The organism is Arthrobacter sp. Soil782 (assembly GCF_001428435.1).
Taxonomy (GTDB): Bacteria; Actinomycetota; Actinomycetes; order Actinomycetales; family Micrococcaceae; genus Arthrobacter_D; species Arthrobacter_D parietis.
The window spans coordinates 52,447-71,476 of the sequence record NZ_LMSO01000011.1; the positions used below are offsets into that span (position 1 = coordinate 52,447).

At 63.9% G+C, this 19,030-nt stretch carries 18 protein-coding genes; 10 read left to right on the forward strand and 8 right to left on the reverse strand.

Annotated features, from left to right (window positions below; translation table 11 throughout):
- Positions 1-46: 46 nt before the first annotated feature.
- Positions 47-745: a hypothetical protein gene (locus ASH00_RS14465; protein WP_056549703.1), complete on the forward strand. Its 699-nt coding sequence runs from the start codon at positions 47-49 to the stop codon at positions 743-745.
- Here ASH00_RS14465 and ASH00_RS14470 read toward each other — a convergent pair.
- Together ASH00_RS14470 and folP are read right to left on the reverse strand one after the other, a co-directional pair.
- Positions 742-1,488: a pyrimidine reductase family protein gene (locus tag ASH00_RS14470; RefSeq protein ID WP_056549705.1), complete on the reverse strand. Its 747-nt coding sequence runs from the start codon at positions 1,486-1,488 to the stop codon at positions 742-744. The genes ASH00_RS14465 and ASH00_RS14470 overlap by 4 nt on opposite strands.
- Entirely contained in the window at positions 1,485-2,417 is a 933-nt protein-coding gene (gene folP / locus ASH00_RS14475) for a dihydropteroate synthase (RefSeq protein ID WP_327019703.1), read from the reverse strand. Before folP ends, ASH00_RS14470 begins: the two co-directional genes overlap by 4 nt.
- A gap of 151 nt (positions 2,418-2,568) precedes the next feature.
- Here folP and ASH00_RS14480 point away from each other — a divergent pair, with 151 nt between their 5' ends.
- Genes ASH00_RS14480 through ASH00_RS14495 form a run of 4 tightly spaced genes read left to right on the forward strand, consistent with a single transcriptional unit; the run spans position 2,569 to position 6,415 of the window.
- Positions 2,569-3,777 (forward strand): cysteine desulfurase family protein, encoded by a 1,209-nt coding sequence (locus ASH00_RS14480; RefSeq protein WP_056549708.1) that lies wholly within the window; start codon positions 2,569-2,571, stop codon positions 3,775-3,777.
- Between the two features lie 15 nt (positions 3,778-3,792).
- On the forward strand, positions 3,793-4,932 hold the full coding sequence (gene mnmA / locus ASH00_RS14485) for a tRNA 2-thiouridine(34) synthase MnmA (RefSeq protein ID WP_056549709.1): 1,140 nt from the start codon (positions 3,793-3,795) through the stop codon (positions 4,930-4,932).
- A 60-nt stretch (positions 4,933-4,992) separates the two neighbouring features.
- Positions 4,993-5,355, forward strand: coding sequence for a chorismate mutase (locus tag ASH00_RS14490; protein ID WP_056549711.1), 363 nt, complete (start codon positions 4,993-4,995; stop codon positions 5,353-5,355).
- Positions 5,348-6,415 carry a hypothetical protein gene (locus ASH00_RS14495; protein WP_235563331.1) on the forward strand — a complete coding sequence of 356 codons (1,068 nt, stop codon included), beginning with the start codon at positions 5,348-5,350 and terminating at the stop codon, positions 6,413-6,415. The genes ASH00_RS14490 and ASH00_RS14495 overlap by 8 nt, the downstream gene beginning before the upstream one ends.
- A gap of 39 nt (positions 6,416-6,454) precedes the next feature.
- On the opposite strand, the gene ASH00_RS14500 is transcribed toward ASH00_RS14495, so the two are convergent.
- The 6 genes from ASH00_RS14500 to ASH00_RS14525 form a co-directional block, all read right to left on the reverse strand.
- Entirely contained in the window at positions 6,455-7,126 is a 672-nt protein-coding gene (locus tag ASH00_RS14500) for a DUF4166 domain-containing protein (protein WP_056549713.1), read from the reverse strand.
- A 139-nt stretch (positions 7,127-7,265) separates the two neighbouring features.
- On the reverse strand, positions 7,266-8,558 hold the full coding sequence (locus ASH00_RS14505) for a DUF58 domain-containing protein (protein WP_056549715.1): 1,293 nt from the start codon (positions 8,556-8,558) through the stop codon (positions 7,266-7,268).
- A 13-nt stretch (positions 8,559-8,571) separates the two neighbouring features.
- Positions 8,572-9,624: an AAA family ATPase gene (locus ASH00_RS14510; protein WP_082566175.1), complete on the reverse strand. Its 1,053-nt coding sequence runs from the start codon at positions 9,622-9,624 to the stop codon at positions 8,572-8,574.
- A complete protein-coding gene (locus ASH00_RS14515) occupies positions 9,621-10,856 on the reverse strand; it encodes a DUF4350 domain-containing protein (protein ID WP_157359158.1) in 1,236 nt (411 codons plus the stop codon). Before ASH00_RS14515 ends, ASH00_RS14510 begins: the two co-directional genes overlap by 4 nt.
- Complete coding sequence (locus ASH00_RS14520) at positions 10,853-11,530, reverse strand: DUF4129 domain-containing protein (protein ID WP_056549719.1); 678 nt, start codon at positions 11,528-11,530, stop codon at positions 10,853-10,855. The genes ASH00_RS14515 and ASH00_RS14520 overlap by 4 nt, the downstream gene beginning before the upstream one ends.
- A 5-nt stretch (positions 11,531-11,535) precedes the next feature.
- Positions 11,536-12,762, reverse strand: a complete 1,227-nt coding sequence (locus ASH00_RS14525; RefSeq protein ID WP_056549721.1) for a glycerophosphoryl diester phosphodiesterase membrane domain-containing protein — start codon at positions 12,760-12,762, stop codon at positions 11,536-11,538.
- A gap of 309 nt (positions 12,763-13,071) precedes the next feature.
- On the opposite strand from ASH00_RS14525, the gene mtrA reads away from it, so the two are divergent.
- The 5 genes from mtrA (at position 13,072) to hpf (ending at position 19,024) form a co-directional block, all read left to right on the forward strand.
- The gene (gene mtrA, locus ASH00_RS14530) at positions 13,072-13,749 is read left to right on the forward strand and encodes an MtrAB system response regulator MtrA (RefSeq protein WP_056549723.1); all 678 of its coding nucleotides are present in this window, start codon (positions 13,072-13,074) and stop codon (positions 13,747-13,749) included.
- 127 nt (positions 13,750-13,876) lie between these two features.
- Complete coding sequence (gene mtrB / locus ASH00_RS14535; RefSeq protein WP_327019704.1) at positions 13,877-15,469, forward strand: MtrAB system histidine kinase MtrB; 1,593 nt, start codon at positions 13,877-13,879, stop codon at positions 15,467-15,469.
- Entirely contained in the window at positions 15,466-17,163 is a 1,698-nt protein-coding gene (locus tag ASH00_RS14540) for an LpqB family beta-propeller domain-containing protein (RefSeq protein WP_056549725.1), read from the forward strand. The genes mtrB and ASH00_RS14540 overlap by 4 nt, the downstream gene beginning before the upstream one ends.
- Positions 17,164-17,276: 113 nt before the next feature.
- Complete coding sequence (locus tag ASH00_RS14545; protein ID WP_162252863.1) at positions 17,277-18,188, forward strand: ComF family protein; 912 nt, start codon at positions 17,277-17,279, stop codon at positions 18,186-18,188.
- A gap of 110 nt (positions 18,189-18,298) precedes the next feature.
- The gene (gene hpf / locus ASH00_RS14550) at positions 18,299-19,024 is read left to right on the forward strand and encodes a ribosome hibernation-promoting factor, HPF/YfiA family (protein ID WP_056549729.1); all 726 of its coding nucleotides are present in this window, start codon (positions 18,299-18,301) and stop codon (positions 19,022-19,024) included.
- Positions 19,025-19,030: the final 6 nt, after the last annotated feature.

Genomic DNA, 19,030 nt, shown 5'->3' on the forward strand with positions numbered 1-19,030 from the left:
GAATATCCAGAAGGATCAGGGGTCGTGCGGGAAGGGGGGAGCTTCGATGGAATGGAGGGATCGGACGCTTCTGAGGTATGCCGTTCTGTTCTTCCTTGCGCCGCTGCTCGCCGGATGCCGGATCGAGGTGCCCGTGAGGCCGGCCGAAAGCGGGTCAACCAGCCCGACGACGACGGCGCCTGCGCCCTCGGACGCCGTCTCCGGGAGTTCCCCGGAGTTGCCGCCGCTGACGCGCGCCGACATCGTCGGTAATGACATGACGTTTGACCGTGGCGGCTACATTGAGGAAGCTGACACGGTTGCCTTCTCGGACGGGTTGTCGAGAGTTCCGGGGTGGGCGCAGGAGAAATCATTGGTCAACGGCGAGTCTGTGTACATCAGCGACGCAGGGTGCGCCGCGTCATTGCGATCCACACCGCCACAGGGCCCTCTGGTGGTCAGTGGTGATGACCAAGCCTCCACCGAAGCGCTGTTCCGGTTCCTGGACCCGAGCATCCTGCCGGAGTACCTCGTGACCACGAACTGGTTATGGGGAGCGTCGCCCGCGGAATCGACGGCATCGATCGAGTTCCTGACCTATGAGCAGGGCGCAGCCGGCGACGATCCCGCGAGTATCGTATCGCTGCGCCTCTTCGGGGCAACGGGGACGGGGTTGGCCTTTACCGTTTCGTGTCCGTCCGACCAGCAACTGGCTGCAGCCGTCGAAGAAGTACGCAGCGGCATATCGGTGATTCCACCGCGTTAGCGATTGTCGGCGCGCATCCAGCGCCCGTACAGGGCAGAGTCGGACTCCAGCAATGACGCCAATGCCAACTGACGGAGCTCGGGGCTGCCAACGCCGGCGGCGATATGCGTGCCCTGGCCACCGGCCAGCAGCGGGCTGAGTGAGAGGCACAGTTCGTCAACCGCATCCTCAGCAAGGAAACCGCCGAAGATACTGGGCCCGCCTTCGCAGAGAATGCGACCCAACCCTCTGTCGTTCAGCAGTGAAACGCACGCGCGCGCACTAACGCTCTCAGCACCCGCACTCACGACGTCGGCAACCTCCGACAGGGAACGCACGCGCTCCTTCTCCGCGGCCGCGGTCGTGATCAGGATGGGGCGGACCGGAGAGAGCCTGAACAGATCGCTGTCCGGCTCGATCCCCAGCGTTCCTGAAATGATCGCCAGAGCAGGATGGGCAGGCAGTCCCTGCTCAGTACGCCACCGGCTGTCCTCCTCGCTGACCAAAGGCCCTGCGTAACCCTCGGCGCGCACGGTCCCCGCCCCCACCAGGATCACATCGCTGACCCGCCGGAGGAGACCGAACAGGCGTCGGTCGCCGTCATTGCCCAGTGGTGCGGAAACGCCCTGATGCGTCGCTGAACCGTCGAGGCTGGTGATGAAGTTGAACCGCACCCAGGGGCGCTCAGCAGGGTAACCGTACAGCTCGAGCAGGTCGTCGTCGGATCGGTCGGCTGCGCTGTGCGGCAGAAGTTGATTGATCAAGGCTGGTTGACATCTCCCATGTTGTGCCGGAGATAGGCCGGCTGGCGCCAGCCCATCGCTGCTTCCACCACATTGATGGCGGAACGGGCCGCAGCTACGTTGTGCATCCTAAGGATTCGGGCTCCGCCAAGGGCGCACATGACGGCGGCGGCAATGGATCCTTCGACTCGTTCCGGCTTGGGCAGGTTCAGCGTCTCCCCGATGAAATCCTTGTTCGACACTGCAGCAAGGGTGGGGTATCCGAGCCCAGCGATTTCGGCGAACCGGCGCGTGATATCGAGTGAGTGCAGGGTGTTCTTGTTCAGGTCGTGGCCGGGGTCCACCAGAATGCGGTCTTCGCTGATGCCAAGCATGACAGCGAGCTCTACCTGCCGAACCAGGAAATCCGCCACCTCCGTCACCACATCCGTGTAGGCAGGCCGCCCAAGTACGGTGCGCGGCTCGGCGAGGCTGTGGGTGATGATCACGTGCGCGCCAGTCTCGGCAACCACCGCGGCGAGGTCCCGGTTACGAAGGCCGGTGGTGTCGTTGACGACGTTCGCCCCCGCCTTGATGGCCTGCTCCGCCACTTCCGGGAGGAAGGTATCGGCAGAGATGACGACGTCGGACGCGTTTCGAACTGCCTGGATCACCGGAAGAATCCTGTCGGCTTCCTCGGCAGCCGGGATAGCCGGACCGGGGGCAAAGGGTGCGCCGCCGATATCCACCCAGTCGGCGCCGTCGGACACTGCCTGCAGGGAAGCATCGACTGCCGCCTGCAGCGCGAAGGTACGTCCGCCGTCGTAAAAGGAATCAGGAGTGCGGTTGATGATCGCCATGAGCGCGATCTGGCGGTCGAAGTCCAGGACGCGCTGCCCGAACGTGTGCCTGGCATGCAGCAGGTGGGGAACGAACTGCGGTGAGCCGGGATGTACGGGGGTCTGTTCCACAGCTCATTTCTATCAGTCGTTCCTGACAGTCCAGTGCTTAGCCGTTGATTCGGCAGGACACACACCCCCTATGCGCGGTTATTCGGGGCATGTCCTGCGAACCGAACGGGGCTCGTTCGGCTTCGGTGGCGCCCGACGGTAGAATTGACGGGTGCCCGTGTACCTCGATCACGCGGCGACCACGCCCCTCTCGGCGCCCGCGCTCGCCGCACTCACCAGAGAACTCAGCCGTAGCGGCAATCCTTCATCGCTGCACGGCTCGGGTCGGCGCGCCCGCAGGGTTGTCGAGGACGCCCGCGAGACGCTGGCCCGGGCAGCCGGAGCGCACCCGTCCGAGGTCATTTTCACTTCCGGCGGTACAGAGGCCGACAACCTTGCTGTCAAGGGACTTTTCTGGGCCCGTCGTGACGCGGAACCGCAGCGGACCCGGATCCTTTGCAGCGCCGTCGAGCACCCTGCTGTCCAGGACACCGTCGAATGGCTCGAACGGCACGAGGGCGCCCAGATCACCTGGCTTCCGGTGACAGCGGAGGGCGTTGTCCGGCTGGACGCACTCCAGCAGGAGCTCGACGCCGCCGCGGAAGAGATTGCGCTGGTCACCGTCATGTGGGCGAACAACGAGGTGGGTGCGCTGCAGCCGATCGCCCAGATTACAGCAGCCGCGGCAGCTCACGGCATTCCGGTCCACTCGGACGCGGTTCAGGCGTTCGGATCGGTGCCGGTTTCCTTCGCCGAATCGGGGCTGGCCACCATGGCCGTCAGCGGGCACAAAATCGGCGGCCCGGTAGGCGTGGGAGCGTTGTTCGTCGGCCGGTCGGTGAAGCTCACTCCTGTCCAGCACGGCGGCGGACAGGAGCGGGACATCCGCTCCGGCACCCTGGACACGGCCGGGATCGCGGCGTTCGCAGCAGCATCCGACGACGCCGTCACGCACCTTCCCGGGGAATCCGTACGGCTGGCGGAACTGCGTGACCGGCTGATTGCCGGCGTCGAACGGGTTGTGCCTGAGGCCATCCTCCGGGGGCCGGCACGTGAACGGCTGCCGGGCAGCGCCCATTTCACCTTTCCAGGGTGCGAGGGTGACTCGCTGCTCTTCCTGCTGGACGTGGCCGGAGTGGAATCCTCCACCGGATCGGCGTGCACCGCCGGAGTCCCGCGGCCCTCGCACGTGCTGCTGGCCATGGGATTGAGCGAAACCGAGGCCCGCGGTGCACAGCGTTTCAGCCTCGGGCATACATCGACGCCGGAAGACGTTGACGCCTTGGTGGCCGCGCTGCCGGAAGCGTACCAACGCGCACGCAAGGCAGGTATGTCAGGGCACGCATCATCAATTCAGACCGCAGGAACAGGCTTCAGTTAGGGAGAGCGCACAACAATGAAGGTACTCGCAGCGATGAGCGGCGGCGTCGATTCGGCCGTTGCGGCCGCCCGCGCGGTGGAGGCGGGACACGATGTGGTGGGCGTCCACCTTGCTCTCTCACGCATGCCCGGGACCCTGCGCACCGGCAGCCGCGGATGCTGCACCATCGAGGACAGCCGCGATGCCTGGCGTGCCTGCGACATCCTGGGCATCCCGTACTACGTGTGGGACTTCTCCGAGCGGTTCAAGGAAGACGTCGTGGACGACTTCATCGCCGAGTACGCCGCCGGGCGTACACCGAATCCCTGCATGCGGTGCAACGAGCGGATCAAGTTCGCGGCTCTGCTTGAGAAGGCGCTGGCCCTCGGCTTCGATGCGGTGTGCACCGGCCACTACGCGAAGGTCATCGAGAACGCCGACGGCAGCCGCGAACTGCACCGGGCCGCCGACTGGGCCAAGGACCAGTCGTATGTGCTGGGCGTGCTCACGCACGAACAGCTGAAGCATTCCATGTTCCCGCTCGCTGAGACGCCGTCAAAGGCTGAAGTCCGGGCAGAGGCTGAGCGTCGCGGTCTGTCCGTGGCCAACAAGCCGGACAGTCACGACATCTGCTTCATTCCCGACGGCGACACCCGCGGCTGGCTGGAGGAGCGGATTGAGCTCAGCGAAGGCAACATCGTGGACGTGGAGGGCGAAACCATCGGAACCCACCCCGGCGCCAACGCATTTACGGTCGGCCAGCGGAAGGGGCTCAAGCTCGGACGGCCGGCTCCCGACGGCAAGCCCCGGTTTGTTTTGGAGATCCGTCCGAAGGAAAACACAGTGGTGGTCGGGCCCGAGCGCATGCTCGCCGTTGACCAGCTGCGCGGCATCAAAGTGTCATGGGCAGGACTGCCGATCCCCGCCGTCGAAAGCGGTGAGGAATTCGACTGCATGGCCCAGGTACGTGCACACGGTGATCCCGTCGACGCGCGTGCGCAGGTGGAGTACGACGACGACGGCCGCCAGAGTCTCGTGGTTCGGCTCACCGAACCGATGCGCGGTGTCGCGCCCGGGCAGACGGTCGTCATCTATCAGGGAACCCGCGTGCTGGGGCAGGCGACGCTGGATTCGGCCCGTTCGCTCGAGCGCCCTGACCTTGCTGCGGCGCGCTGAGAACGGGCACTGCGCAGACATAATGCGCTGTGCGTCTGCGCGGTCTGCTTAACTGGAACCATGACTGAGAAGACCCGGCGCTTCGACCCTTCCGCGAGCTCACTCGCCGGCGAGGTGAATCCCGCCGTTATGGAGGAACTGCTCTCAGTTCGGGGCAGCATCGACAACATCGACGCCACACTTGTGTATTTGCTGGCTGAACGGTTCAAGGCAACGCAGCGTGTGGGTCACCTGAAGGCCGAGCACAAGCTCCCGCCGGCGGATCCAGCTCGCGAGGCAGCCCAGATCTCCCGGCTGCGCGCACTGGCGGAGGAAGCCCATCTCGATCCGGCGTTTGCGGAGAAGTTCCTGAACTTCATCATCTCCGAGGTTATCCGCCACCACCAGGATATTTCCCAGAACCACTCGCTCCGCGATGAATAATCCCGCAGGGGCGCCTGAAGCAGGCGCACGTGAAGCAGCGGCGCCCGAAACCAGCGCCGTGACATTCACGGCGCTCGGATCCTGGCCCGGCCAGGACCCGGTCGAAGCACAACGGATAATCCGGGGCGAGCTCGGCAGCCCCAATCTGCCGTTCCTTCCCTCCCTACCGGACCGCGGGGTCGGTAGTGACGAGATCGGCCGGACCGCAGCGCTGCTCGCCGACCTCCCCGTGGACCTCCAGCCGCATGGCTGGAGGCTGGTCGACCGCCCGGGAAAGGACCTGCGGAGGGCGGTATCCGCGCTGTCCACGGATCTTGACGTTCTTGCCGATCTGGTGGGGGCCGAGGAGCGTCCCGCGAGCTCGCTCAAAGTTCACTGTCACGGGCCTTTGTCACTTGCTGCAAACCTTCACCTCCATCATGGCGAACGCGCCCTGCTCGACCACGGAGCCCGGCGCGACATCCGGGATGCGCTCATTGACGGGGTCGCATCGCTTCTGCGGCGCGCTGCCATTGCGAGCCCGGGCGTCCAGCTCACACTGCAACTGGATGAACCGCAGATCGGCAGCGTCCTCGACGGCACCATACCGACCGCCAGCGGCTACCGTACGCTGCGCGCCGTTCCGGAGCACGAAGCAGTCGAAGCCTGGAACCTCCTGGCGGAAGGAGCACGCAAAGCCGGCGCTGCCGCCGTCGTGCTCTCCTTCAGGACGGCAGGGCAGGTTTCACTGCTTGAGCGCGTGTCCGGCGTAGGTATCGCCGTTCCCCTCGACGGACTGTCGCACAGCGAATGGGAGGCGCTGGCGGAACTGGTCGAAGCAGGCCGAACGCTGTGGGCCGGAGTCCGGGTTCCCCGCGGCAAACCTGCACGGGTGCAGGACACTGCAGATGCCCTTTTGCGTCCCTGGCGCGGACTCGGGCTGGCCTTGGGATCACTGGCCTCGACCCGCCTGACGCCCGCGGGTGCATTGGCAGAAGAGGGACCGGCTCATGCCCGCAAGGTACTGGCGCACCTGAATCAGAGTGCTGACGTGCTGAACCAGGCGATCGCGGACGCCTGAGACGCTTTTTCCGCTGTGCTTCCGCCGTGCGCAGCGCGTTTACGTCCGCCGTTCCCAGCGAGCCGGCGCCACGTCAGGCGGCAGGCCGCCGTCGTACTCGGTGAGCTCATAGGTGAACCATCCCGCGTACACGAGAACCGGCCCTAGCTGCCGGTGCAGCACGTTGGTCTTGATGCGGAACCGGTGCTCGTCGTTATCCCACCACTGCTCCATGTACGCCTGGGCGCCGACGGCGTCGGGCAGCGGGAGCCTGAGCCCGGCGAACAGGCGGGTGGCTGAGGAAACCATCCGCATGCGGCCGCTGCCCGTGACCTCGCAGGTGAGGGCGGTGGCCATACGCCGATGGGCTCCGAGGTAATCGACCAGCCGGCCATCGGCCCACGAGGTGGTGTCCTCGAATACCCGCGACACGTTACTGAAGGAAAGATCTCGGCGGGCGGTCAGTGAAGGCCTACCGAACGGATCCAGGTGGGCCCAGTTCCGCACAGTGAAGTCCACGTTGTTCTCGTACTCCGGGAAGAACGAGTTCTCTTTTGCTGCCAGTGCGAAAAACGGTCGGACGAGTGGGGCAGGGCTTCCTGCCACGTCGAACGTACCGTGTCCGGTTCCGTACACTCTCGAGTCTTCATGGAGGCTGAAGTACTCCTGAAGCTCGGGTTGCAGTCTGCTGAACCGGGCGCCGAGGGCTTGCTGATAGATCGAGGACGTCATAGCCATCTCCTTTGTATGGGCCAGTCCGGCGTAATACGGGCCGTGGATCGAGCACGTGCGGGCAGGCCCGCGCGGGCGTTCCTTACCTGGCGGCGAACGGCGTCGGAGCAGTCGAAGACTCCTCCCTCCGGATCGATGGTCACAGGCGTCCGGCCGCCTTCAGCCGGATATAGAGGTCCGCGAGTTTTGACGGGAGTTCGTGCGGCGCTTCGTCCACAACTTCCGCCCCGAGCTGGCGGAGCCGTTCCTTGATGGCAGCGCGGTCCAGCAGCGCGCGTTCAGCGGCTGCGGCGCGGTATGTTTCCGCTGCAGTGCCGCGCTGGGAACGCAACTCGTCGAGATGCGGGTCCCGGACTGAGGCAATCACCACCACATGCTGGGAGGTCAGTGCGGGCAACATCGGAAGGAGGCCTTCCTCGACGGCGCCGGAATCGAGCGCTGTGAGGAGCACCACCAGGCTGCGGTGCGCCGAAATCGAACGAACCTGCGCAGGAATCTGCGAAAAATCGGCCTCGATCAGCTCAGACTCGAGCGGAGCCATCGCCGTGACCAAGGACTCGAGCAGATTCCCTTTCGCTCCGGACTGCACGCGGGCACGCGGGCGCCGGTCGAAGGCGATGAAATCGACGCGGTCGCCGCCGCGCTGTGCCAGCACTGCGAGGAGGAGGGATGCCTCGATCCCGGTGTCCAGGCGGGGCTCATCCTCGATCCGGGCCGCTGAGGTGCGTGAAGTGTCCAGTACAAGAACTACTCTTCGGTCCCGTTCCGGTCTCCAGGTCCGCACTACGGTGTCGCGCCGTCGTGCGGACGCTCGCCAATCGATTGATCGGACGTCATCTCCGCGGACATAGTCCCGGAGAGAATCGAACTCGGTCCCTGCCCCACGTATTTGAACTGCGGCGCGGCCATCAAGTTCACGCAGGCGCCTCAGCTTCGACGGCAGGAGGCGCTTGGAATGGAAGGGGGGCAGCACCCGCAGGGTGCCCGGCGCCTGGATGGTGACCTGCCGAGCGGCGAGTCCAAGCGGACCTACACTGCGAATGGTCACGTGGTGTACCGACAGGTCACCCCGGCGACGCGGAGCCAGCTGGACTGAAAGATTGCGACCTTCGCCCGCAGGAACACTCAGACGGTGGACCGGATTCCTGGCTCCAGCGGACGGTTGCCAGCCCTCCCGTATCCATCCACGGAAAGTCCGCTTGGCATGGTTACGCACAGTGAGGGTACTGACTGTCTCCTCGCTCAGGCGGACGGTTCCCGGCAGCATTCGCTGAACGCCGATAGCCCGCGGGGAAGCAGCGAAAGCGAGGTCCACAGCGCAGCCGAGGACTAGAAGTGCAACCCACAGCGCGATCGATACGGCGCCTGGATAGAGAAGCACTGGGATAACTCCGAGGAGCGCCAGGACAACGAGGCGAGCAGTGATGCTCATGCTGACCCCACATCTACCTCGGCACGGGCACGGTGCTCAGGATATTGCCCAGAACGCTGTCCACGCTGACCCCGTCCATCTGCGCTTCGGGGCGCAGCGCGACCCTGTGCCGCAGGGCGGGGAGCGCCAGCGCCTTGACGTCATCCGGTGTGACGAAGTCGCGGCCGGAAAGCCAGGCCCAGGCACGGGAAGTGTTCAACAGCGCAGTGGCGCCGCGTGGAGAGACACCTAGCTGGAACGACGGCGCGGAGCGCGTTGCGCGCACCACGTCGACGATGTAGCTGAGCACCTCAGGAGCAACACCAACCCGCTGTACAGCGTGCCTGGCGGCGGCGAGGTCCGCTTCTCCTGCAACTGCCCTCACGCCGGCGGCTGCCAGATCCCGTGGGTCAAACCCTGCACTGTGCCGCCGGATCACCTCAATTTCATCGTCCCGCTCGGGCAGTGGGAGGGTCAGCTTGAGAAGGAAGCGATCGAGTTGCGCTTCGGGCAGCGGATAGGTTCCCTCATACTCAACAGGGTTCTGCGTGGCGGCGACGATGAACGGTTCCGGCAGGGGGCGGGTTACGCCATCCACAGACACCTGCCGCTCCTCCATGGCCTCCAGCAGGGAAGCCTGTGTTTTGGGCGGCGTGCGGTTGATTTCATCGGCAAGGAGGATGTTGGTGAAGACAGGACCCTCGCGAAAAGTGAACTCGGCCGTTCTGGATTCGAAGATGAGTGAGCCCGTCACGTCGCCGGGCATGAGGTCGGGCGTGAACTGGACCCTCTTCGTGTCAAGGCTGAGCGCGGCTGAGACGCTGCGTACCAACAGCGTCTTGGCGACTCCGGGCACCCCTTCAAGGAGGACATGCCCCTTCGCGAGCAGTGCGATCAGCATCCCGGTTACCGCAGCATCCTGACCGACCACCGCCTTCGCAACCTCCTCACGCACAGCGACAAGCGCGTGGCGCGAAGGATCCGCCGTGGCCGTACCCTGCCCGCCAGTGGCAGTGCGGCGGGACGCTGAATCCTGCTCCTGGTGATCGACGGGCAGTGCCGGTTGGTGCGGGTATTGCTGATTCATGAACGGCGAATCTCCTGTTCGAGTTTGTCCAGTTCCTGGCTCCACTGCATCAGTTGTGCATCGGAGTGCGGCAGCTGAGAGTTAAGCAGGGAGTCAAGTTCCGCGGGATCCCTGCCAGTTTTAGAGGCGGCGGCCGCCACAACGGTTGCCCGCGGGTAAGCGGGCGGTATGCGCAGTGCCGCCGCAAGTCGTGTCAACGTTGCGGCGCGCAACGTTTCGGCGGCGTGTTGCACCGCTCCTGCATCCTGATAGAGGCGTGCCCTGCCTGCGGCGGTTTCAGCCGACCGAACGACGACGGGAAGCGGCTCGGTGACCAGGGGGCCCAGACGGCGACCCCTCCAGAAAATAGCGAGCAGGGCGGTGATCAGCAGCCAGAGCATCAGCGGGTTGACGAAGTCGGGCAGCAGGGCCAGCGGATCAGCCGGTCCGGCGGTGACCGCCAGGTCATCCTGCGTGGGTTGGTACCAGACGAGCGTCTCCGTGCTGCCGAGTACCCTCAGCGTGAGTGCGGCGTTGCCGTGTTCGTCAATGCGGCCGTTGCTGATGATCCCGCCGTTACCCAAGACGCCGATTTCTCCGTCAGAAGTGGTCACAAAAGTTCCAGCGGTGTTGCCGCCTTCCTCTCCAGGAAGCGGGAAACAGGTGACCGCGCCGCGGTAGGAAAATCCTCCGGGGCTCACTGAACCGGCTGCCCTCGCAGCCGCGTTGGCGCAGTTCGCCGGCAGCGGGTCTGTGATGTCAGCCGGAATAACTCCAGCGGACCTTACGCCGTCGGCCAGCTCGGTCAGAATGGTGAGGTCTGGCTCGATCAGCACGGTCCGGTCAGCGAGAGTGCCGCCGAGCGACTCCAATTGCTCCGACGTGAGCCAGGATTGGGGATCGTGCAACAGCAGAGTGTCATCGGATCCCCGCAGTGCGTCAATGGCGTCTTCAAGCGACTCCGCGCGGATGACCTCGACTCCGCCGCGCTCCAGTACTTCCGCGGCGGCCCGGGCACCACCCGGTGCGGCGTTATCGGGAGACAGCGGATTCTGCTCCCCGGACCCGGCAGCGATGGCTCCAATGAGAACAGTGACCAGGAGGAGGGCGCCTAGAATCAGCCAACCGCGAGCCTGTTTGAGCGTGCCGAAGAAGGTTGAACCCACGCTCTGCCCGTCGCCCACTATTTGGGCACTGGTGCTCTCTTTGTTGGCCCCGCCCGGTGGATGTCTCGTCTCCGTTGTGGCGCTCATACCGGTGCCGTCCACTGCTTGGCGTTGGCCTCGCGGCGGGGCTGGGTCCGCTGCAGTTCCTGATCGAGGTCCACTGCCCTCTCGTAGTCCGCCTGGGCAGCGGGCCGGGCACCGTAGTGAACTTCGTTGAAGCGCAGAGCGAGCCAATCGAGGTCCTCTGCCTGCATGGCGAAAAGATCCTGCAGCAGTCGGGCAACCTCAACGGCAGTGCGCCCCGCCTGCTCATCGAGGATCACGCGTTCCTCCGCGGCCCGGGTGATGGCCCGGAAACGCTCAGTGAGAGCCTCATCCCAGTTCCCTGCCCGGGCGGCAGAATCTGCATGGTCCCGATGCGCCTGGGCAGCAAGCCGGGATTGTTCCTGGAAGACTGTTGCGTCAACGCGCTTCCGTGCGTTGAGGCGCGGTTTCACCAGCAGTATGGCCGCGATGATGACGACGACGGCGCCCACTGCCAGCAGGATGGTCCCCAGTCCCGCATCGACGCTCCTGATCTGGCTCAGGACTTCGCCGAGCCAGGTGAGGAAAGCCGTCCAGGCGCGTTCGAGGATCGATGGTTCGGCATCCTGGTAGATGCCCTTCGCCAGTTCCTCCCGCAGCAGTTGTCGGGCCTCTTCGGCGTCCAGCTGTTCGGGCACGACGAAAGGGACCAGCGCTCCCGCTTGTTCGGCCGGCATGCAGTCTAGACCTCTGGCCGGTCTTGCGGGCTCTGCGGCCCGGGGTGTCCGAACCCTTCTCGGGGTGACTGACCGGGAATGGGGGAGTACGTACCGTGCGCGCGCGCCTCGTTTTCCCTCAGGAGGACGATATCGAATCCCTCGCGCCGGATCCGAAGGTCGACATAGAGCAGAGCGGTGACGCCGGCCTGGAATGCGAAGCCAATGGCCGTGAAAACCGCTGTCACGACCTGAACGATCAGGAGCACGGGCAGTGATTCGAGCAACGCTGCTTCGGTTGAGGCGGGCGCCGACGTGAATGATCCAAAGCCGAAAGCCAGGAATGAGACGGGCGCCGCAACGACCTGCGTGATGATCGAGACGATGATCGATGTCAGTACCAGGATGCCGAAGGTCCGCCACCAGTTCCCGGTGGTGAGGGTCCATGACCGGCGAAGCGCCGCGATGGGCCCGACGCCCTCGAGCATAAGCGCCGCGGGGGCCATGATCCACTTGATATTGAGCCAGACGGCAACGGCAACGGCGGCCAGTACACCGACCACGACAATTGCTATTGCCGCGTCCTCAAGGGCCAGTGACAGGCCGACAAGAATCACCACGAGTACGCCAACGGAGACGGTCCAGAGAAGGAAGAGAATCGCCCCGAGCCCGATGAGCGGGAGGATTCTGCGCCCGGCGAGCTTCCAAAGCTCGGCGAATCCAGTGCGCTCATCGAGGACGGCGCGGGCGATCGGAATGATCAGCACGCCCTGGAGAATCAGAACGCCCACCGAAGTCAGCAGAATGAGGACGGAACCGACGGAGAGAGCTGACGCTACAAGCCCGGTGACCTCCGCCGACGAGGCGGAGATGGGGTCGAAGGTGGCGAGGGACCCGGTGAGTCCGATCGTGAGCAGAACAGTAAGGACAGCGACGATTACCTGAAACAGGATGGCCGTTCCGAAGGTGGAGAGCGGGTTGCGGCGACAAGCCTGGAAAGCGCCGTCCAGGATCTCGCCCAAACCGAGCGGACGAAGCGGAATGATTCCAGGTTTCGGCGGAACCTGATACCCGTGGAACTGGCCGGGCGGGGGAACGGGCCATCCGGGGTTCCCGTGTGGCGCTGCCTGCTCCGAGGGCCAAGCCTGGTTCTGCCCCCAGGTCGGTTGCTGGTTCTGACCCCACGGTGCTGGTCCGGAAGGGGACTGCCATGGGCGGTCCTCAGGTTGGCCTTCCGGAACGTTTCCGCTCATCCCTATCCCCTTACACCGGTCTGTTGGTCACTGCGCCCCGCACAGGAGCCGTTTCTACGCGACCTCTTATGCGCAGCCTCTGATTGCCCCTACACCGAGAACTATAGTTACCGGAACTGACGTTTCCGGCGTCGAACCGATGCTGTGCAGGCGGCCGGGTTCCATTGTTCTGCATCGGACCGCCTTTCCCTCGTACTTTTCGCGAATTTGCCCGCAAATCGTCCTCTAGGATGACAAAGGCGGGCAAGCCGCGGGTGCGGGATGCGCGCCAATGCGACATTGGTGGGGGCAATGGGACAATATGGGATTATGAAGGCACGCATTTTGGTCATAGACGACGACGAAGCACTGGCTGAGATGATCGGCATTGTTCTGCGGAACGATGGCTTCGATCCGGTGTTTTGCGCCGATGGTGCGCAGGCGGTTGATGTCTTCAGGAGTACCAAACCTGATCTCGTCCTTCTGGACCTCATGCTTCCGGGCATCGACGGGATCGAAGTGTGTAGGCAGATCCGGAACGAATCAGACCTTCCCATTGTCATGCTCACCGCCAAATCGGACACGTCCGACGTCGTTCGCGGACTGGAGTCCGGCGCGGACGATTACGTACCGAAGCCCTTCAAACCGGCCGAGCTGGTTGCACGAGTCCGCGCCCGCCTGCGGCCCGGAGATCAGAAAGCACCCGAAACACTGCGCATCGGCGAGGTCAGTATCGATGTCGCAGGACACTCGGTCACCAGGGCGGGGGAGCCGATCTCCCTGACGCCGCTTGAATTCGATCTACTTGTTGCACTGGCGCGCAAACCCTGGCAGGTCTTCACGCGGGAGCTCCTGCTGGAGCAAGTGTGGGGATACCGGCACGCAGCGGACACCCGGCTCGTTAATGTCCACGTACAGCGGCTTCGATCCAAGATCGAAAGGGATCCTGAGGCCCCGGAAATCGTACTGACCGTTCGCGGCGTCGGATATAAGGCGGGACAAGCGTAATTTGGAATGGCGTGTAGCCCAATCCCTGAGCTCGGCGTCAAGTGGTGCCGCGCGGGGATGGGGATGGATTCAGTCCATCCTGGCGCAAACCGCAAGGCGCTGGCGGCAGTCACTGCTGTTCAGGACCGTGACCTCCACCCTGGTGCTCACCGCCGTCGCGCTTGTGGCCGTTGGAGCATTCCTCTCCAGCCAGATTGCGAACGGCCTCTACCAGGAGAGGTTGGAGCAGTTCAAGGCTGAGGCAAGCGCCGGCCTGAGCGAGGTCAAGCAGATTTTCGCACAAACCTCGGTCACTGACCGTGAGTCGACCGCGCAGCTCGTCCGCGACACGCTCCCCAGCCTGGAGGGCGGTGGCGCTGACGCTCCCCGGCAGTATTCGCTCAAGAGCGTTCCCAATCAGGAAGGCCCTATCTTCGTTTCGCCGTTCGCAAGTTCGAATCTCGTGGAGTCCTCCGCTATCCCTGAAGAGCTCGCGGAAGCGGTCCAAAACGGTGACGCCCAATACTGGTCGCCGATCACGCTTGCGACGTCCGCCTCGGGCACCGAGTTCGACGTGCCGGGTATCGCTTTCGGAACCAAGGTCACTCTTCCTCCGGATCAGACGGAATACTCGCTGTATTTGATTTACGACCTCTCCTCCATGCAGGCCACCCTTGATTACATCCACGGGGTCACGTGGATCGGTGGAACCCTCTTGCTGGTAACCATCGGCGCGATCGTCTGGCTCGTCACCAGAAGCGTGGTCGGGCCGGTCAGCCACGCTGCGCTGGTATCCGAGAAGCTGGCAGCGGGTCAGCTGCAGGAGCGCATGGAGACCCAAGGTGAGGATGAAGTAGCCCGGCTTGGAGCCTCCTTCAATCACATGGCAGCCAGCCTGCAGGACCAGATCACCCAGCTGGCCCAGCTCTCCCAGATGCAGCAGCGGTTTGTGTCGGATGTATCGCATGAGCTACGGACTCCCTTGACCACCGTTCGCATGGCCGCCGAGGTCCTCCACGAGGCGCGGGAGGACTTTGATCCGGTCAACCGGCGCTCGGCCGAAATCCTGTACAACCAGGTGGAACGCTTCCAATCGCTGCTCGCCGACCTCCTTGAAGTTTCACGCTTCGACGCGGGGGTGGCTGTGCTGGACGCGGAGGCCACCGATATCTTCCAGCTCGTCCACCACGTCATTGACGGAGCACGCCCGCTCGCCGAAAGCCATAAGTCCGAGATCACTGTGATCTCGAATGAAACGAAGTGCGTCGTAGACGCGGACCCTCGACGCATCGACCGCATCTTGCGCAACCTCGTTGTCAACGCCCTCGAACATGGCGAAGGGAAGCCCATCAATATCTACATAGCATCGAACCCGGATGCCGTGGCAGTGGCAGTAAGGGACCACGGAATCGGCATGACTCCGCTCGACGCTGCGCGGGTGTTCGACCGCTTCTGGCGTGCGGACCCCGCACGGGCCCGCACTACGGGCGGAAGCGGTCTGGGGCTGTCGATCGCAACTGAGGATGCGCGGCTGCACGGTGCCTGGCTTCAGGCCTGGGGATCTCCGGGGGAGGGCTCCTGCTTCCGTCTTACCCTGCCCAAGCGGCGGGACTCGGTGCTGAAGGTTTCGCCATTGCCACTACCCCCGCGGCAGGCTGCGCTCCCACGAGGTCCGGCGGCATCTCCGACGACACCGGACGCCGTTCCTACCCTTCATGGCGCGGGCGGGAGCGAGCAATGAACGCGTGGCCCCGCTTGCAGCGAGTCAGCATACTGATCCTGCTCATCTCGCTGCTCAGTGCGTGTTCGTCCATCCCCAAAGCAGGGCCGATCGGCACAATCGAGGCTACGGCGGAGGATGAGTTGGGTCCTCGCTTCGTCAACGATCCGCCACCGCCCCGAGAGGGCGCAAGCGCTGCTGAAATACTCGACGGTTTTCTTTTTGCCGGTATCGGCGTCTCCGACAACTACAGTGTGGCGCGGTCTTTTCTCACTCCGGCTCTGGCAGAGACATGGGAGCCCGAAGAGGAAATTACCATTTACCGGTCGGACTTCAAGATCAGTTCTACGCCGACCGAAGGTGAACTGCAGCTTCAGCTCGAGGTAGCCGCCTATATCGATGAATCGGGTATCCGTCGCAACGTGGCAGCGGGAACCACGGAATCGATCACCGTCCAATTGGAACAGGTTCAGGGTCAGTGGCGAGTCGCGGAGATACCGAGCGGGATCATGATTTCCGCCGCGGACGCCGAGGCCTTCCTGCAACCGCATGAGCTGTACTTCTACAGCAGTAGTTACCAGTATTGGGTTCCCGATGTCCGGTGGTTCGTGAACCGCCAGGGTATTGCCACCAATATTGTGCAGTCGCTCATCGACGGACCGGCGCCGTATCTGCAAGGCGCAGTGACCAGCGCATTCCCCGAAAACGCAGCACTGGCTGTGGAATCGGTGCCGATTGAATCCGGCACCGCAACCATCGACTTCACCCAGGACATCCTGACGGCTGCCGACAATCTGCGGCGTCAACAGATGGAACAGCAGTTGAGGGTCACCCTCACCGGCCTTAATACAGTCAATTCGGTGGAACTCAGGGCAGGGCAACCCATCGACATCGATATTGATCCAGATCTGGTTCTTCCCAAGCAGGACCCGGCTGTGCCGAGCCAACAGATAGTGATCAGCGATAACGAGCTTGCCTTCTTCCAGGGCGGTCAGCTCACGACGGAGGACGGCGTCCCCTCCGTCTCGGAGTTCGACCCGGTTGATCCCGCCATGTCCTATGACACGAGGAATTTCGCCTTTCTCAACGGTGACCGGACGGAACTCATGGCGACCGGCCTCGGGCAGAATGTCCGGACGGTCGTTACCGGGTCAAACCTCACCCACCCCAGCTATGATCCTGCCAACTGGATCTGGACGGCCGGCACCGCGGGAGGGCGGTCCTATGTCCGCGCCGTTCCGCCGGGTGGAAGTGCCGGCAACGCCATCGAGGTTCTCACCGCTTGGCTGGGTAACCGCACGATCAGCGAGATCCGCATCTCGCGCGACGGCGCGAGGGCGCTCATTGTGGCGCAGCAATCGGGTAAGAGCCAATTGCTGTTGTCCGGTGTGAGCAGGAGTGAGGACGGAGTGCCCCAGGCGTTGAGCGATCCCATCTCCCTCAACCCCACCGGAGCCATAGACACAGCGAAATGGGTAACGGAAACTTCCGTCGTCGTCGCTGATACCGCCAGCGAGGGGGCGGTGACCGCCACCTTGATTCCTTTTGCAGCCAACATCGATGAGTACTCTCCGCTCGAAGGGCTCGAACACCTGAGCGCGGGCACAGGAAGCACCAACGTGTTCGCTCAAAGCGGCACCAGTATCTTCGGCGTCGTCGGTAATGCCTGGACAGACCAGGGCGTCGTAGCGCGGGACCCGTCGTTCGCAGGCTGATCGCCCTTTTCATTGCGTTATCCACAGGCCCGTCTCATAAAGCAACCTGACCGCTTGGTCCATGGCACGGTGTAGCAATGTGGCGAGAAGATATTGCGCGCAGCCTTGACCGAATGAGGCTGCATCCCGGTTGGAACAGTGTTGTGGGTGCGTTGCGGGAGTTCTGGTCCCTGATCTTTCCGACGGAGTGCGTGGTCTGCGAGCGCCCTGACAGCTCTCTCTGTCCCGATTGCGCAGCGTTTCTGCGACGCGCAACCGTGCGGCCTTTTCGGGCTGACCAGGGCGCGGAGGGCCTGCCCGAATCCGAAGGCGCGCAGACGGCGGTTGCAGCGGGCGGAGCGGAGGACTTCTCACCGCTTCCGGTCATTGCGGCCGGGCCGTACGCCGAAGCTGTGTCCGCAGTCCTGCTCGCTTTCAAGAATCACGGTCACACCGACATTGCCCGGTGGCTGCAGGCGGCCCTCGCCGGAGCGCTGCACGAGGCCAGATGGACGCTTTGCCCTGATTCGCCGGAAGTGCTGCTGGTCCCGGTTCCAGCGCGCGCAGCGTCGATCCGGCGTCGCGGTTATGATCCGCTGACCCTGCTGCTTGATGCACTGTCCAGGCGCCGCGAGTTGCCTGCAGGAACCGCCATCGCTCCCGCGGTACGCATCAGTATTCGACCGGCACTACTGTGGACGCGGATCTCAGGCGGCCTGTCACAGAAGGCCCTCGGCAAACGGGGCCGGCGACAAAACCTCCTCGGCAGTATGGAAGCTGCGCCGGCAACGCGGAACGTCGGAATCGGCCGTCCCTGCATCGTTGTGGACGATGTTCTGACAACGGGAGCCACCATCGCCGAAACAGTGCGCGTCCTGCGCGCCTCCGGCGCGGTGGTGGCAGGCGCCGTCGTCATCGCGGCCACGCCGGCCCCGAGCGGTATGGATGCAACAACGACGGCGGTCCTCCCAGCGGTCCCGAAGGTACCTCCCAGCGAACCCGCCGAAAAAAACCGGCGGGTAGGGGTGAATTCAAACAACGGGTGAACTACCGTGAAGTATGGGTATCACAACGAAGACAGTTACCCATCGACAGCGGCTGGAAGGAGCGGATCCTCGGCCGCTGTTGTGTCACCTGAGCGATTTTGGAGGGCACTATGGAATTCATGATCAACGGACGAAACCTCGCTGTTTCTGACCGGTTCCGGGAATATGCGGAAGAGAAGATCGACAAAATCGAACAACTAGGGGACAAGGTCCAGAGGCTGGACGCGAAGGTAACGAAGGAGCCGAACGCGCGCCAGGCAGACAGCGCACTCACCGTGGAGCTCACCGTGATGCAGAAGGGTCCTGTGATCAGGGCCGAGGCGTCGGCAGCGGACAAGTTCGCAGCCTTCGATCTGGCCTACAGCAAGCTGCTGGAGAGACTGCGCAGGGCCAGGGACCGGCGCAAGGTGCACCATGGAAGGCACACACCCGTCGCAGTCCGGGAAGCGACTGCCACCCTTGAACCCGCCAGCACGGAACAACCGATCTACGCGGCTTCTTCCAACCACACGGGCAGCGATCCAGCGCAAGCAGCTGATCAGACCGGGTACGAGGTTGACAGCGACATCCCCGCTGGCGATTCGCCGGTACTGATTCGCCGCAAGGTCTTCTCGGGAGTTCCGATGAGCCTTGATGATGCCGTCGACAATATGGAACTTGTCGGGCACGCTTTCTATCTTTTCGTTGACTCACAGACAGGGGCGCCTTCGGTCGTCTATCGTCGTCAGGGGTGGACCTACGGAGTGATCACACTCGATTCGAAGTGCGCGGACGGGCCGGAAGACCCGCATGAGGAACTTGTCGCTTACCGTTCACGTGAGTCGGCAACCGCTTAGCGTCTG